This window comes from Paraburkholderia sp. MPAMCS5, from assembly GCF_036016995.1.
Classification (GTDB): domain Bacteria; phylum Pseudomonadota; class Gammaproteobacteria; order Burkholderiales; family Burkholderiaceae; genus Paraburkholderia.
This window is the reverse complement of the sequence record NZ_JAYXBK010000002.1, coordinates 23,155-38,852: the sequence shown is the minus strand read 5'-3', so window position 1 is coordinate 38,852 and position 15,698 is coordinate 23,155. Positions and strand designations below refer to the sequence as shown.

General features: G+C 61.8%; 13 protein-coding genes. 4 read left to right on the top strand and 9 right to left on the bottom strand.

From position 1 onward, the window contains the following. Positions 1-2 precede the first annotated feature (2 nt). From coaE to yacG, 3 genes are all read left to right on the top strand, one after another. Positions 3-605 carry a dephospho-CoA kinase gene (gene coaE / locus VOM14_RS04150; RefSeq protein WP_327627485.1) on the top strand — a complete coding sequence of 201 codons (603 nt, stop codon included), beginning with the start codon at positions 3-5 and terminating at the stop codon, positions 603-605. Positions 606-840: 235 nt separating this feature from the next. Then, a complete protein-coding gene (zapD, locus tag VOM14_RS04145; protein ID WP_327627484.1) occupies positions 841-1,596 on the top strand; it encodes a cell division protein ZapD in 756 nt (251 codons plus the stop codon). A 135-nt stretch (positions 1,597-1,731) separates the two neighbouring features. Then, positions 1,732-1,929 (top strand): DNA gyrase inhibitor YacG, encoded by a 198-nt coding sequence (yacG, locus tag VOM14_RS04140; protein WP_327627483.1) that lies wholly within the window; start codon positions 1,732-1,734, stop codon positions 1,927-1,929. Between the two features lie 67 nt (positions 1,930-1,996). On the opposite strand, the gene VOM14_RS04135 is transcribed toward yacG, so the two are convergent. The 5 genes from VOM14_RS04135 to ltrA all read right to left on the bottom strand — a co-directional run bounded on the left by VOM14_RS04135 (position 1,997) and on the right by ltrA (position 9,442). Next, positions 1,997-2,419, bottom strand: coding sequence for an NUDIX domain-containing protein (locus VOM14_RS04135; protein ID WP_327627482.1), 423 nt, complete (start codon positions 2,417-2,419; stop codon positions 1,997-1,999). After that, positions 2,416-3,285, bottom strand: coding sequence for an ATP-binding protein (locus tag VOM14_RS04130; RefSeq protein WP_327627481.1), 870 nt, complete (start codon positions 3,283-3,285; stop codon positions 2,416-2,418). Before VOM14_RS04130 ends, VOM14_RS04135 begins: the two co-directional genes overlap by 4 nt. 40 nt (positions 3,286-3,325) lie before the next feature. Continuing rightward, positions 3,326-4,567 carry a bifunctional glutamate N-acetyltransferase/amino-acid acetyltransferase ArgJ gene (gene argJ, locus VOM14_RS04125; protein WP_327627480.1) on the bottom strand — a complete coding sequence of 414 codons (1,242 nt, stop codon included), beginning with the start codon at positions 4,565-4,567 and terminating at the stop codon, positions 3,326-3,328. 162 nt (positions 4,568-4,729) lie between these two features. Beyond that, positions 4,730-7,540, bottom strand: coding sequence for a preprotein translocase subunit SecA (gene secA / locus VOM14_RS04120; protein ID WP_327628100.1), 2,811 nt, complete (start codon positions 7,538-7,540; stop codon positions 4,730-4,732). Between the two features lie 201 nt (positions 7,541-7,741). Next, on the bottom strand, positions 7,742-9,442 hold the full coding sequence (ltrA, locus tag VOM14_RS04115; protein ID WP_327627479.1) for a group II intron reverse transcriptase/maturase: 1,701 nt from the start codon (positions 9,440-9,442) through the stop codon (positions 7,742-7,744). Between the two features lie 1,214 nt (positions 9,443-10,656). Here ltrA and VOM14_RS04110 point away from each other — a divergent pair. Next, positions 10,657-11,142, top strand: a complete 486-nt coding sequence (locus VOM14_RS04110; RefSeq protein WP_327627478.1) for a DciA family protein — start codon at positions 10,657-10,659, stop codon at positions 11,140-11,142. Positions 11,143-11,219: 77 nt separating this feature from the next. On the opposite strand, the gene lpxC is transcribed toward VOM14_RS04110, so the two are convergent. From lpxC to ftsA, 4 genes are all read right to left on the bottom strand, one after another. Then, a complete protein-coding gene (lpxC, locus tag VOM14_RS04105; RefSeq protein WP_027802319.1) occupies positions 11,220-12,137 on the bottom strand; it encodes a UDP-3-O-acyl-N-acetylglucosamine deacetylase in 918 nt (305 codons plus the stop codon). A gap of 286 nt (positions 12,138-12,423) precedes the next feature. Further along, complete coding sequence (locus VOM14_RS04100; RefSeq protein ID WP_327627477.1) at positions 12,424-12,927, bottom strand: peroxiredoxin; 504 nt, start codon at positions 12,925-12,927, stop codon at positions 12,424-12,426. 218 nt (positions 12,928-13,145) lie between these two features. Next, on the bottom strand, positions 13,146-14,342 hold the full coding sequence (gene ftsZ / locus VOM14_RS04095) for a cell division protein FtsZ (protein ID WP_327627476.1): 1,197 nt from the start codon (positions 14,340-14,342) through the stop codon (positions 13,146-13,148). A gap of 119 nt (positions 14,343-14,461) precedes the next feature. After that, positions 14,462-15,694 carry a cell division protein FtsA gene (gene ftsA, locus VOM14_RS04090; RefSeq protein WP_012434417.1) on the bottom strand — a complete coding sequence of 411 codons (1,233 nt, stop codon included), beginning with the start codon at positions 15,692-15,694 and terminating at the stop codon, positions 14,462-14,464. Between the last annotated feature and the right edge of the window lie 4 nt (positions 15,695-15,698).

Genomic DNA, 15,698 nt, shown 5'->3' with positions numbered 1-15,698 from the left:
GCATGTTTGTTGTGGGACTCACCGGCGGCATCGGCAGCGGCAAATCGACGGTGGCAGACCTGTTTGCGGCGCACGGCGTGCCGCTCGTCGACACGGACGTGATCGCGCATCGCATCACCGCGCCGCACGGCATCGCCATGTCGCCCATCGCGGCCGAGTTCGGCGATGAGTTCGTCGCCGCCGACGGCTCGCTCGACCGCGCCCGCATGCGCTCGCTTGTTTTCAGCGACGACGCCGCTCGCAAACGCCTCGAAAACATCACGCATCCGTTGATCCGCGCGGAGACCGAACGCGAGCAGCGCGAGGCGAAAGGGCCGTATGTGATTGTCGTGGTGCCGTTGCTGGTCGAGTCGGGAAGCTGGAAAAATCGCGTGAACCGTGTGCTGGCAGTGGATTGCAGCGTCGAGACGCAGATTGCGCGCGTGATGAATCGCAACGGTTTCGGCCGCGAACAGGTGCTCGCGATCATCGCGCGGCAGGCCACGCGCGAAGCGCGCCTCGCCGCCGCAGACGACGTGATTGTCAATGACAACGCTCCGGCAAGCGCGCTGGCCGCACAGGTCGACGCGCAGCATCGGGCGTATCTGGCGCTCGCGGGCGTATGAAAAGAGCCACCCGTTTCGCGCGAAATATGAAACGGGGCGCACGGGCCGTGCCTCGTGCGTCGGCGTGGATCGTCGAACTTTGGCGCTGCCTGCATGCGGAAGCAGCGGCAAACAGCTGAAAGTCCGCGGAAAAATTCGCCAAAGCGCGCTCGAAAAGTGCGTGATTGCTAGGGTAGTCGCACGGCATTAGAATGTCCTGCATTCCCGTCACCGACCACGCCCGAGGCGAGCCCGCTTGATCCTTTACGAGTACCCCTTCAACGAGCGAATCCGGACGCTACTGCGCCTCGAAGATCTGTTCGAGCGCTTCACGTTCTTTCTGTCTCAGGAAGACGCCAGGGAACATCACGTCGCACTGACCACGCTGTTCGAAATCTCCGAGGTTGCGGGTCGCGCGGATCTGAAGTCGGATCTGATGAAGGAACTGGAGCGGCAGCGGCAAACGCTCGCGCCGTTTCGCGGAAACCCCGGCATCGAGCAGAACGCGCTGGAAGCCGTGCTCGGCGAAATCGAGCAGACGCTCGCGGGACTTTCGCAAATGCAGGGCAAGACGGGCCAGCATCTTGCAGAGAACGAGTGGCTTGCCAGCATCCGCAGCCGCGCGATCATTCCGGGTGGCACCTGCAAGTTCGATCTGCCGTCCTACTATGCGTGGCAGCAGATTCACCCCGATCAGCGTCGTCAGGACATCGCCAAGTGGGTCTCGCCGCTGCTGCCGCTGCGCGACGCGGCCACCATCGTGCTACGGCTCGCGCGCGAGTCCGGCCAGGCGTCGAAGGTCATGGCCATGGCGGGCAGCTATCAGCAAATGCTGTCGGGCCGCTCATATCAATTGATGCAGGTGCGCGTGGCGCCTGAACTGCGCGTGATTCCCGAGGCCAGCGCCAACAAATACATGCTGTGGGTGCGCTTCACCGTGCAGGACGGCGATCTGCGTCCGCGCGCGGTGGATGTCGACGTGCCCTTTCAGCTCACGCTGTGCAGCCTGTAAGCAGGCCTGTCACCCTCGTTGCTGGATAGATTCGAAGCGGGCGCTCGCTGGTGCTCACTTCGACCGCGCCTTTGAAGCGGCGAAAAATGTCCCTATATTCGATACTTGTTCCATTCGCATCGACTGCCTGACTGTATGCCAACCGTCGTCAAATGCCCCACTTGCGCAAAGGATGTCCGCTGGACTCCCGAAAACCCGTTTCGCCCGTTCTGTTCCGAGCGCTGCAAGCAGATCGATCTCGGCGCCTGGGCGGCTGAAAAGTACAAGATCGGCGGGACCGATCAGGAAGCGTCGTCGGACGAGACGCGTGACGGGGAACACAACCCGCATTGAGCGCGCGAGCCGGCGCCCCGCCAAACCGCCGGGCAGGCCAGCGCCGCCATCCGCGCATTGTCACGCTTCAGCTTTTCTCAGCCGCGAGCCATTCGAGCACCGGAATGGTCGCCGGCAATAACGGCGACACCTCGGCAGGAAGCGCCTGCCAGACAAACGCCTGACCTTCGCGGCCATGCGGCTCGCCCTTCCACTGCGTCACCTTGCAGAAAAAGAGCCGCACATAGGCGTGCGGATAGTCGTGTTCGAGCGTGTGCCAAAGGTGGCTCGCCTCGACGTCGATACCCAGTTCCTCGTGCAACTCGCGGGCAAGCGCCGCCTCGACGGATTCGCCCGCTTCCAGCTTGCCGCCCGGAAACTCCCAATAGCCCTCGTACGGCTTGCCCGCCGGACGCTGCGCCAGCAGATAGCGCCCGTCCGGTTGAACCAGCACGCCGACGGCAACTTCCGTCAACGGCCGGCCGGCCGCGTTTTTCTGCGAGTTGCTCATGCCTCGGATTTCCGGCCGGACCAGTCGCGCGCGAACTGCCACGCGACACGCCCCGAACGCGAGCCGCGCTCAAGCGCCCAGACCAGCGCGTCGCCCCGCGCGGCCTCGACTTCGGCGTCGTTACAGCCGAAATGCCGCAGCCAATGCGCGATGATCGACAGGTAGTCGTCTTGCTTAAACGGATAGAAGCTCACCCACAGCCCGAAACGTTCTGACAGCGAAATCTTTTCTTCGACGAGTTCGCCGGGATGAATCTCACCGTCAGCCGTGTGCTTATACGTCTCGTTGTCGCTCATGTATTCCGGCAACAGATGTCGCCGGTTCGACGTCGCGTAAATCAGCACGTTGTCCGATTGCGCGGCGACGGAGCCGTCGAGCGCGACCTTCAGCGCCTTGTAGCCCGACTCGCCGTCTTCGAACGAGAGATCGTCGCAGAACACCACGAAACGCTCCGGCCGCATCGCGATCAGATCGACGATATCGCCGAGATCGTGCAGATCGTCTTTGTCGACTTCAATCAGGCGCAGACCGTCTTTGGCATGCGCGTTCAGACACGCCTTGATCAGCGACGACTTGCCGGTGCCGCGCGCGCCCGTCAGCAACACGTTATTGGCCGGCAGTTTGTGCACGAACTGGCGCGTGTTCTGCTCGATCAGGCCTTTTTGCCGATCGATGTTTTGCAGGTCGTCGAGCGTGATTGTGGAAATGGCCGGCACCGGTTGCAGATAGCCGCGCCCCTGGCGCTTGCGCCAGCGAAAAGCGACCGCCGCCGACCAGTCGATCTCGGGCGCGGCGGGCGGAAGCATGGCTTCCAGACGGACCAGCACGGCTTCGGCGCGGGTCAGAAACTGTTCGAGTTTGTCCATGACAATGAGTGAGCGGCCCAAAGCCGCATGATGAACCTGATTACGAGCGGTAGTCGGCGTTGATGCTCACGTAGTCGTGCGACAGATCGCAAGTCCAGATCGTGGCTTGCGCATCACCGCGGCCGAGTACGACGCGAATGCCGATCTCGCTCTTCTTCATGACGCGCTGGCCGTCTTCTTCACGGTACGCCGGATTGCGGCCGCCGGCAGTCGCGACCAGCACGTCGTCCAGATATAGATCGATCTTGCCGACGTCGAGATCGTCCACGCCGGCATAGCCGATGGCCGCGAGGATGCGGCCGAGGTTCGGATCCGATGCATAGAAAGCCGTCTTCACGAGCGGCGAGTGGCCGATCGCATATGCGATCTGGCGACACTCGCCGGCGCTCGAACCGCCTTCCACATGCACCGTCATGAATTTCGTCGCGCCTTCGCCGTCGCGCACGATCAGTTGCGCGAGCGTCTGGGCGACGTCGGTCACCGCGTCGCGCAGCGCTGCATAAGCGGGCGAATCGGTGGACGTGATCGCGGGCAGGCTCGATTTGCCCGACGCGATCAGGATGAACGAATCGTTGGTCGACGTATCGCCGTCGATCGTGATGCAGTTGAACGAGCGGTCCGCCACATGCTTGACCAGCGCGTCGAGCACCGGTTGCGCGAGCGCCGCGTCGAACGCGAGGAAGCCGAGCATGGTCGCCATGTTCGGCTTGATCATGCCCGCGCCCTTGCTGATGCCCGTCAGCGTGACCGTGTGGCCTTCAATCGTGACCTGGCGCGACGTTGCTTTCGGCAGCGTGTCGGTGGTCATGATGGCCTGCGCGGCGTCGTACCAGTGGGCTTCCTTGCGGTTCGCGAGCGCGGCCGGCAAACCCGCCTTCAGACGATCGACCGGCAACGGTTCGAGGATCACGCCCGTCGAAAACGGCAGTACCTGTTCCGGCGCGATGTCCGCGAGACGCGCGAGTTCGGCGCAGGTTTCGCGCGCCGCCACCATACCCGGCTCGCCGGTGCCCGCGTTGGCGTTCCCCGTGTTGATCACGAGCGCGCGAATCGGCTTGCCGCCGGCGCGCACGCGCTCCAGATTTTCGCGGCACACGGTGACCGGCGCGGCGCAGAAACGGTTCTGCGTGAAGACGCCGCCGACCGTCGCGCCTTCGCCGACGGAAATGACCAGCACGTCCTTGCGGTTCGGCTTGCGAATGTTCGCCTCCGTCCAACCGAGCGTGACGCCGGCGACGGGATGCAGTTGAGTGGGATCGATCGAGGGGAAATTGACAGCCATGGTCGCGACCTGTCGAAGAAAATGCCGGCGGGCGCCGGCATTGTGGGAAACGGAACTGATGGCCCGGGCAAGATGCCGGACCACCGCGAAATCAACAACGAAACACGCTACAGAACGGACGATGCAAAGCGAGGCGGCGCGCTCAGAAGCGCGCCGCGTTCATCATGCGATCTTGCCGTGACACTGCTTGTACTTCTTGCCGCTGCCGCACGGGCACGGGTCGTTGCGGCCGACCTTCGGCACGTTGTCCAGGCTCACGTTCACATTCGCCGACGCCGCCGACGACGAGCCGTGGCTCATCGCGTCGCCGATCATGGCAGCGGTGGCGGCTTCAGCCGCAGCGGGCGCCGCGGATTCAGCGAATTCGGCGTGGCGGAACTCGACGTGTTCGAGGTGGCTGCCCTGCTCTTCCATCTGCTCGGCCGCCTGTTCCAATTGCTCCGGCGACTGAATCTGCACGTTCACCACCACGCGGGTGACTTCGAGCTTCACGGCGTCGAGCATGGCGGCGAACAGTTCGAACGCCTCGCGCTTGTATTCCTGCTTCGGGTTTTTCTGCGCATAGCCGCGCAGATGGATGCCCTGACGCAGGTGATCCAGCGCGGCCAGATGTTCGCGCCAGCTACGGTCGAGCGTTTGCAGCATGATCGAGCGCTCGAACGCGCTGAACGACTCGCGGCCGACCAGTTCGACCTTCGCCTCGTAGGCTTCGTCCGCGGCGGCTTCTACCGCTTCCAGGATCTCGTCGGCTGTAATCGAGTTCGACTCGTTGATCATTTCCTGGATCGCGAGGTCGAGCTGCCATTCGTTGCGCAGCACTTCTTCCAGCTCAGGGACGTCCCACTGCTCTTCAATGCTGCCCGGCGGCACGAACTGATGAACGATGTCGGCAATCACGCCATGACGCATTGCGCCGATGGTTTCCGTAATGTCGTTCGCTTCGAGCAGTTCATTGCGCTGCTGATAGATGACCTTGCGCTGGTCGTTCGACACGTCGTCGTATTCGAGCAGTTGCTTACGAATGTCAAAGTTGCGCGCTTCGACCTTGCGCTGCGCCGATTCGATGGAGCGCGACACGATGCCCGCTTCGATCGCCTCGCCTTCCGGCATCTTCAGGCGGTCCATGATCGCGCGCACGCGGTCGCCCGCGAAAATGCGCAGCAGCGGGTCTTCGAGCGACAGGTAGAAGCGCGACGAACCCGGATCGCCCTGACGTCCCGCACGGCCGCGCAACTGGTTGTCGATCCGGCGCGATTCGTGGCGCTCGGTGCCGATGATGTGCAGACCGCCTGCGGCCTTCACCTGATCGTGCAGCGCCTGCCACTCGTCGTGCAGCTTCTGGATGCGGCGCTGTTTTTCGTCGTCGGGAACGGTTTCGTCCTGTTCGATGAACGACGCCTGCTTCTCGGCATTGCCGCCGAGCACGATGTCCGTGCCGCGACCGGCCATGTTGGTGGCGATCGTGATGCGCTTCGGGCGGCCCGCTTCCGCGACGATCTCCGCTTCACGCGCGTGCTGCTTCGCGTTCAGCACTTCGTGAGGCAAGCCGGACTGCTTCAGCAGATGCGACAACAGTTCCGAGTTTTCGATCGACGTGGTGCCGACCAGCACCGGTTGACCGCTCTCATAGCACTCGCGGATGTCGCGGATCACCGCGTCGTAGCGCTCCTTCGCGGTCTTGTAGATCTGATCTTGCTTGTCGATCCGCTTGGGCGGACGGTTGGTCGGGATCACGACCGTTTCGAGACCGTAGATCTCGTTGAATTCGTACGCTTCGGTGTCGGCCGTGCCGGTCATGCCGGCCAGCTTCGCGTACATACGGAAGTAGTTCTGGAACGTGATCGAAGCGAGCGTCTGGTTTTCGCTCTGGATCTTGACGTGTTCCTTCGCCTCGACGGCCTGGTGCAGCCCGTCCGACCAGCGGCGCCCCGCCATCAGACGGCCGGTGAATTCGTCGACGATGATCACTTCGCCGTTCTGCACCACGTAGTGCTGATCCTTGTAGAACAGCGTGTGCGCGCGCAGCGCCGCGTACACGTGGTGCATCAGCGTGATGTTCTGCGGCGCGTAGAGGCTTTCGCCCTCGCCGATCAAGCCCCACTCGGCGAGCAGGCGCTCAGCCTTTTCGTGGCCCGATTCCGTGAGGAACACCTGGCGGCCTTTTTCGTCCAGCGTGTAGTCGCCCGGCTTTTCGACGCCGGTGCCGTCCGCCTTCTCCTCGCCGATCTGGCGTTCGAGCAGCGGCGGCAGCGCGTTCATGCGCACATACAGTTCGGTGTGATCTTCCGCCTGGCCGGAGATGATGAGCGGCGTACGCGCTTCGTCGATCAGAATCGAGTCCACCTCGTCGACCACCGCGAAGTTCAGCGCCCGTTGCACGCGCGCTTCCGGCTCGTAGACCATGTTGTCGCGCAGGTAGTCGAAGCCGAACTCGTTGTTCGTGCCGTACGTGATGTCAGCGGCGTACGCCTGCTGCTTCATCTCGTGGTCCATCTGCGACAGATTGATACCGACCGACAGCCCGAGGAAGTTGTACAGGCGCGCCATCCACTCGGCGTCGCGCTGCGCGAGGTAGTCGTTGACGGTGACGACGTGAACGCCGCGGCCCGACAGCGCGTTCAGATACACCGGCAGCGTGGCGACGAGCGTCTTGCCCTCGCCCGTCCGCATTTCGCCGATCTTGCCGTAATGCAGCACCATGCCGCCGATCAGCTGCACGTCGAAGTGGCGCATTTTCAGCACCCGCTTGCTGGCCTCGCGGCAGACCGCGAAGGCTTCCGGCAGGATCTTGTCGAGCGACTCGCCACTCGCGACGCGCTGGCGGAATTCATCCGTCTTGGCGCGCAGTTGATCGTCCGTCAATTGCTCGATCTGCGGCTCGAGCGCATTGATCGCCGCGACGGTCTTTTGATATTGCTTGACTAGCCGCTGGTTGCGGCTGCCAAAAATCTTCTGTAGAAAACCGGTGGTCATCGGATCGGTGTCTGCGTCGCGGCTTCGGCTGGTTTGCGGCGTGCAGTTCGGCACGCGCGCTCCGGGGTCGGAAGGGCCTCGGCGGCTTAGTCCAAGAGTGAATTGTCGGGTAGCCCGACCTTCTTACGAAGATCGGGCCCCCCGAGAACCGTACGTGCGAGTTTCCCCGCATACGGCTCAAATCTACAAACAAAGTTCTGTCTACGACAGAACCGGCTTAGTTACTGCAAGTTTACCAACGTGTACCTGCTGGTGACAGTGCGGGTGAAGCAGAACCCGGTTGGACAACTTGTCTGACCCGCCGTGCATCCGATACTCCAGATGATGGTCGTGCCAGCCTGTGTCGTCCGTCAAGGCACAGCCGCAGTGCGCACACAACCCGCGCTGCGACATGTACAGCTTTGCCCACTGCTTCCGGTAACGCATCGAATCCCACAGACGCGTCTGCCGCAGTTGCTCGCCATACTGCTCCCATTTCGGATCGAAGGGATTAAATTCCCCTTGGATCTTCTTGTGTCGCCTGATCGCCGTACCGCTGAGTTGGTACAACTCGGTCAGGCCCCAACTGCCATCGTCGCGAACCGTCCGGACCGCGAACACCCATTGTCGAGCCTCGACTGAATGGAAATACTTCTTTCGCACCCAGTTGCTGCTCTTTTGCGGATGCCGCCGCTTGGACCACCGCCAGAGCCTCTGAAACACCAGATGCTCCATGCGGGTGTACGCCTTTTTCGCCGTAACCGGATGGTGATACTGCGCCCACCCACGCAACATTGGGTTCAACAAGTGGATCAACTCCTCCTGCTTCGCCGTCTTGTTGCTGCTGATCGTTTCCGCCACCTTGCTATAGAACGCTTGCGCGTTCTTCTTACTCGGCTTTATGAGCAGCTTTCCCTTGTACTTCCGGAAATTCCACCCTAGGAAATCGAAGCCTTCGTCAATGTGTGTGATCCGCGTTTTCTCTTCCGATAACTGCAGTCCCCGAACCGCAAGGAATGCCTCTACCCAAGGTCGGACCTCGTACTCCAGCAACTCACGCGAGTCGCCGGTGATTACAAAGTCGTCCGCGTACCGCACTACATTCACTTTGAGCCTTCGAGCTTTCATGATCCCTAGTTTTGCACCGAGGTGCACTTCCAGTTCTCGCTCCAGCCCGTTCAGCGTTACGTTCGCCAACGTCGGGGAGATGATGCCTCCCTGCGGCGTACCGGCCTCAGTCGCCTGTAGCTGCCCCTTATAAATCAGGCCAGCCTTCAACCATTTCCGGAGGATCACTCTGTCCATCGGGACATTGTTTTCCAACCAGTCATGACTGATGTGGTCAAAGCACCCCTTGATATCCGCTTCGAGGACCCATTTGGCAGAAGCCTCTTGGGACATACAAACGCGGATTTGGGCCATCGCATCAGCTGTCGAACGATTTAGCCTGAACCCGTAGGAATTCAGGTCACTCGTCGACTCTGATACTGGCTCCAAGGCCAGCAGATACAGGGCCTGCATCGCCCTGTCCCGCATGGTTGGGATACCCAAAGGGCGTTCCTTCCCATTGGCCTTGGGGATAAAGACTCTCCGTAATGGCAGAGGCTTGTATCCGCGCCGCTTCAACCTGCCGATGGCTTCCCACCGGCTTTCAGGCGAATCCCACAGCTCGCGATCGACTCCAGCCGTTCGCGCACCCTGGTTTTGCGTAACACGTCGTACCGCATACAGCTTCGCAGACAACGTGCGGGTCAGCATCCGTTGCAGGGCTTTCACCCTTCGCCAATCGCCTTCCCGCGTCGCCTTCGCAATTCGAATCTGCATCCCTCTCACGTTCCGCTCAACCCGTCGCCAGTCTATGGCGTACCAGTTGTCCGGCGCGTGGGAAAGCGCAGATCCGGTCTTTCGACCAGATACTTTCATGCTGCTCTCCTACCTGGAAAAGTCCCCAGACAGAAGGCGCATCTCCCCCAGCGGGGTAGATACACCCCGCTGGGGAACAACAAAACTCAATGCAGGCGCATGCACCTGCATCTGACCAAGTTACAGAGGGTAGTCAGCCGTCTTGCGACGGTAGACCAGACGGAAGTCTGCCCGCTTTCGCGTGGGGTAATGTTCCAACCCCTATCCGAACCATTACAGCCCGGCTTTCGCTTTGTCCGTCCTCCCATACCTGCACAATCAACAGCGTCCCTTGCGGTTCGCCTGCCAGCCTTACTGCGCTGGCAACCATACAGGCTTACCACGTTCCCGGCATGTCACACGACTGACTTAGGTTCTGCCTATTCCCCGGCGGTATCACGGACGACGTAACCCGAGATTCGAGCGGGCTATCCAACCGCATACCTTTTGGTTAGTGCCTATCAGCAGCTTTGGCACACAATGCTAACGAGGTTTATCAGCAGTTCACTTCCGTTAACCCTATCAGCCAGCCTAGCGCCTTACCCCCTTGCTGCTAGGAGTATCCAGACCGCCTCCTCGCGGAACCAATCTGCCCGAAACGTCCGGGGGCTACATTGTCAGAAGAGCTTCACACCCCACCGTTGCCAGTGACGCATGTCTTCCTAGGCTACTGCTGGTCGTACAGCAGGTTCACTACCCTCATCTTCAGCAACGAGGTCGAACAATGACACACCGAGCTTTCGCTCGTATCGTTTAGCGAAACCCTTGCCTGAGGGCTCGGGAATTGCAAACATCACCCCGCCCTGTCGGCGGAGGTGAAGCCGCTGACTGGGCGGGACCTGACGGTAATCAAGTCCATGCAACAAGGTCCCCGGCTGATTGCTCCGGTTTCCCATTTCACTACAAGGATGCTTCCCATAGGGTCGCATCTGCTTCTTAAAGTGCAGCCCACAAGGGGGCCGCCTGCGGAGGGCATGGTGAGTTGCCTCAATAACCCTCTAGTCGATGCTCCGTAACGTGGAGCCGCCGGACACGAGCGTGCGTGTCGCACCGAATCGGGCATTTTAGCACGCGCCCCCGCCCGCGCCGATGTCAGCGGCGCGACGCCTGCCGGGCATCAAAGCCCGCCGCGCCGACCTTTGACGGCGCGCATGCAGCCGGGTCGCGGCCCATCCCGCGCGGTACAATCTCGACGTGTTCGCGCATCGGGTGCGAACGCGCCGCTACCGTCAAACATGAGCCGTTTTCCCTCGTTTTCAAGGCCGCCGCCCAAGCAGTTCGGCGTGCGCCGTCCGCAGCCGGTCGCCGAAGTGCTCGATCGCACCGACGCGTTTGCTGCGCTGCGCGCCGGCGTCGAGCAGATCGCGGCGCTGGAAAAAGACTTGCGGCAATTGCTGCCCGACTATCTGGCGACAAGCGTGGAACCCGGCTTCATCAAGGAAGGCGTCCTTGCGCTCTTTGCCGCGCACAACGCGCTGGCCGCGCGGCTGCGGCATCTGGAGCCAAGGCTGCTGTCGGATTTGCAGCAACGCGGCTGGCCGGTGAACGCGCTGCGCATCCGCGTGCGGCCGCAGCCCGCCAAGGAGCCGCCGCCGGTGAAGCAGGCGCGCATGACGCCCGTGGGCGCCGACGCGCTGCACGCGCTGAGCGAATCACTCGCGCCTTCGCCTTTGCAGGAAGCGCTGGCGAGAATGGCGGCGCGGCATCGGCGAAATCGCTGAACGAAAAAAAAACGGCTCGTGTGAGCCGCTTTTTTCGCCCGCTCCGGAAATTTCACCGAAGACCTGGAGCCAATTCCTTACGCAAAAGCCGTCTGCGTTTCATACGCAAAGCCGCGGGGCGCCTTCTGCGTGTCGTCGAACGTGACGATTTCGTAGGAGTCTTCATGCGCCAGCAACTCGCGCAGCAACGCATTGTTCAGACCGTGGCCCGACTTGTACGCGTTGTACGACGCCAGCAACGGATGGCCGACCACATACAGGTCGCCGATCGCGTCGAGCATCTTGTGCTTCACGAACTCGTCGTCGTAACGCAGACCGTCGTTGTTCAGGATGCGGTATTCGTCGAGCACGATCGCGTTGTCCATGCTGCCGCCGCGCGCGAGACCCAGCTCACGCATCATTTCGACTTCGTGCGCGAAGCCGAAAGTGCGGGCACGCGCGATTTCACGCACATACGACGTATTGGCGAAATCGACTTCCAGCGCCTGACCGGTTTTATCCACGGCCGGGTGACGGAAATCAATCGTGAATTTGAGCTTGAAACCGAAATACGGATCGAGGCGCGCGAATTTATCGCCGTCGCGAATCTCGACTGGCTTGGTGACCTTAATGAATTTCTTCGCTGCGTTCTGTTCCTCGATTCCCGCCGACTGAATCAGAAACACGAAAGAGCCCGCGCTGCCGTCCATGATCGGAATTTCTTCGGCAGTGACGTCGACATACAGATTGTCGATGCCAAGACCCGCGCACGCGGACATCAAATGCTCGATGGTCGAAACGCGCGCGCCGTCTTTCTGCAACACCGAAGCGAGACGCGTGTCGCCGATCGCCATGGCCGACGCAGGAATGTCCACCGGCGTGGGCAAATCCACGCGCGAAAACACGATGCCCGTGTCCGGCGCCGCCGGGCGGAGCGTCAGGTCGACTTTACGGCCCGAGTGCAACCCGATGCCGACCGTCTTGACGATTGATTTAATGGTGCGCTGCTTCAACATGGTGAACTTTTATTCGATTGAAAATCCCAATCGGGATTTTTTATTCCATAGCACGAATTATACTCCATAACCCTAAGAAACGTCTTCGCGCGGAAGGTATCAATCTGTTTCGCTGCATTACCCATTGGGCGCCCGTTAGGGAAAGCGTGACGGGCCGACGTCCGGAACGGAGGCGTTTCCGGTTGTCGGCCCGCGTAACGGCCTCTCACAAAGCGTCGTTTTCACCGTTGCCGCGGCGCAACGCGTTCGAACGCGTGCCAGGGCGAAGGCGATGACGCTGCCGTAACTAGCTCAACGTAGCGAGGATACTCCCTGCATCGCTGACTTCGAATTTGCCGGCAGCCTCGACGTTCAACGTCTTGACCACGCCGTCGTCGACTACCATCGCGTAGCGCTGGGAACGGATTCCCATGCCGCGCGCCGACAAATCCTGCTCGAGACCGAGCGCTCGTGTGAAAGCCGCACTTCCGTCCGCCATCATGCGCACCTTGCCCGAGGCGTGCAGATCGCGTCCCCACGCGCCCATCACGAACGCGTCGTTCACGGACACACACCAGATTTCGTCGATTCCAAGAGCGCGCAGCTGCTCGGCATGCTCGACATAACCCGGCACATGTTTGGCCGAACAGGTCGGCGTGAATGCGCCCGGCAATCCGAAGATCACCACGCGCCTGCCGGCCGTCTGCTCGCGCACGTCGAAGCTGTTAGGCCCGATCGTGCAGCCCGCCCGCTCGTCTTCGACATACTCGAAGAGCGTTGCGGCGGGCAGCTTGTCACCAGCTTGAATCATGCTCAGTCCTTTGCATCGATGCGGGGCATCGCTCGCACGTTATCGTGTCGCAGTGAATCGGCGACAGTGGCCCAATCCGCTTCGCGATTCCGAAGAGGGCACTTGTCCTTGCCGCGAATCCGACGATACGCGGCTTGTTTGCCGTTCACCCGCCACGCTCGTGCATTCGTCCGCCAACGCCGGTGAAACGGCGCGGCAGCGATAGCCTGCCCTTGCGCTCAGTCCGCCTGCTTGCGCAGGAACGCCGGAATGTCGTACGTATCGACGCCCTTTTCCTGCAGCGCCTGCACGTGCGAAGCCGCGGTGTCGCGCGAGGTGCGCCACACAGCCGGCGTATCCAGGGCGCCGTAGTCGGCGGTGCTTGCGTGCGACGGCGTGGCATACGAAGCGTGCTGTGCGGCGATCGGCTGGTTGTCGGTGCCGGTGCGCAGCAGCGTCATCGGTGCCGATTGCTGCTTCTTCGCCGCACGGCCCAGACCCGTTGCCACGACCGTCACGCGCAGCGCGTCGCCCATTGCGTCGTCGTACACCGCGCCGAAAATCACCGTGGCGTCTTCAGCAGCGTAGCTCTTGATCGTGTTCATCACTTCGCGCGTTTCCGACAGACGCAGCGAACGGCTCGACGTGATGTTGACCAGCACGCCACGCGCGCCCGACAGATCCACGCCTTCCAGCAGCGGGCTGGCGACTGCCTGCTCGGCGGCCAGACGCGCGCGATCGACGCCGGCAACCGTCGCCGTGCCCATCATTGCCTTGCCCTGCTCGCCCATCACCGTCTTCACGTCTTCGAAGTCGACGTTCACCAGACCGTCGACGTTGATGATTTCAGCGATGCCGGCCACAGCGTTGTTCAGAACGTCGTCAGCGCACTGGAAGCACTTGTCCATTTCGGCGTCGTCGCCCATCACCTCGAACAGCTTGTCGTTCAGAACGACGATCAGCGAGTCGACGTGATCCTCCAGTTGCTGCGAACCGGCTTCTGCCACACGCATGCGCTTGCCGCCCTCGAATTCGAACGGCTTGCTGACCACGCCAACAGTCAAAATACCCATTTCCTTGGCGATCTGCGCGACCACGGGTGCTGCGCCCGTGCCCGTGCCGCCGCCCATGCCGGCCGTGATGAAGACCATGTGTGCGCCGCGCAGTGCGTCGGAGATGCGCTCACGTGCTTCTTCCGCTGCGGCGCGGCCCATTTCCGGCTTGGCGCCGGCGCCGAGACCCGTGTTGCCCAACTGGATCACCGCGGTGGCGCGCGAACGCGACAAAGCTTGCGCGTCCGTGTTCATCACGATGAAGTCGACGCCTTGCACGCCTTTGTTGATCATGTGCTGAACGGCATTGCCGCCAGCGCCACCTACTCCGACCACCTTGATGATGGTGCCGTTCGTTTCGGTTTCCAGCATCTGGAATTCCATGTTGCCTCCGTCAAGATAAAAAATTACAGCCACTTCGGCCGTTATTCGGCAGGAGATCGGGCAACCCCCTGTCGCGCGCCGGCCGCCGGCACCAGCGCGAGTTTTTCAAAGCGAATTCGTTAGAAGTTGCCGAGGAACCAGTCCTTCATGCGCGTGAACACCTGTCCCATCGACCCCGACTGCACCGCGACCTTGCGCCCGCGCATGCGTTGCGAGCGTCCTTCGACGAGCAGGCCCATCGCCGTCGAATAGCGCGGATTGCGCACGACGTCCGCGAGACCGCCCGCGTATTCCGGCACGCCGATGCGCACAGGCTTCAGGAAAATGTCCTCGCCCAGCTCGACCATGCCGAGCATCATCGACGCGCCGCCGGTCAGCACCACGCCGGAGCTCAGCAGTTCCTCGTAACCCGACTCGCGCACCACCTGCTGCACGAGCGAAAACAGTTCTTCGACACGCGGCTCGACCACAGCCGCCAGCGCCTGGCGCGACAACGTGCGCGGACCGCGCTCGCCGAGACCCGGCACTTCGATCATCTCGTCCGGATCCGCGAGCGCCTGCTTGGCGATGCCGTAATCCACCTTGATGTCTTCCGCGTCCGGCGTCGGCGTGCGCAAGGCCATGGCGATGTCGCTCGTGATCTGGTCGCCGGCGATCGGAATCACCGCCGTGTGACGGATCGCGCCTTCGCTGAAAATCGCGATGTCGGTCGTGCCGCCGCCGATATCGACGAGCACCACGCCCAGTTCCTTTTCGTCTTCCGTCAGCACCGCGAGCGACGACGCGAGCGGCTGCAGAATCAGATCGTTCACTTCGAGCCCGCAGCGGCGCACGCACTTCACGATGTTCTGCGCCGCGCTCACCGCGCCGGTGACGATATGCACCTTCACTTCGAGCCGGATGCCGCTCATGCCGATCGGCTCGCGCACATCTTCCTGACCGTCGATGATGAATTCCTGCGTCAGGATATGCAGCACCTGCTGATCGGTCGGGATGTTGATCGCCTTCGCCGTTTCGATCACGCGCGCCACGTCGGCCTGCGTGACTTCCTTCTCCTTGATCGCCACCATGCCGCTCGAATTGAAGCTGCGGATATGGCTGCCGGCGATCCCGGTGAATACGTTCGTGATCTTGCAGTCGGCCATCAGCTCGGCTTCTTCGAGCGCGCGCTGAATGGACTGCACGGTGGCTTCGATATTCACCACCACGCCTTTCTTGAGCCCCTTCGATTCGCTCTGGCCGAGGCCGATCACCTCGTAGTGACCTTCGCCCTTCAGCTCGGCGACGATGGCCACCACCTTCGACGTCCCGATGTCGAGGGCGACCAGCAAGTCTTTATAGTCTTTACTCATAGCG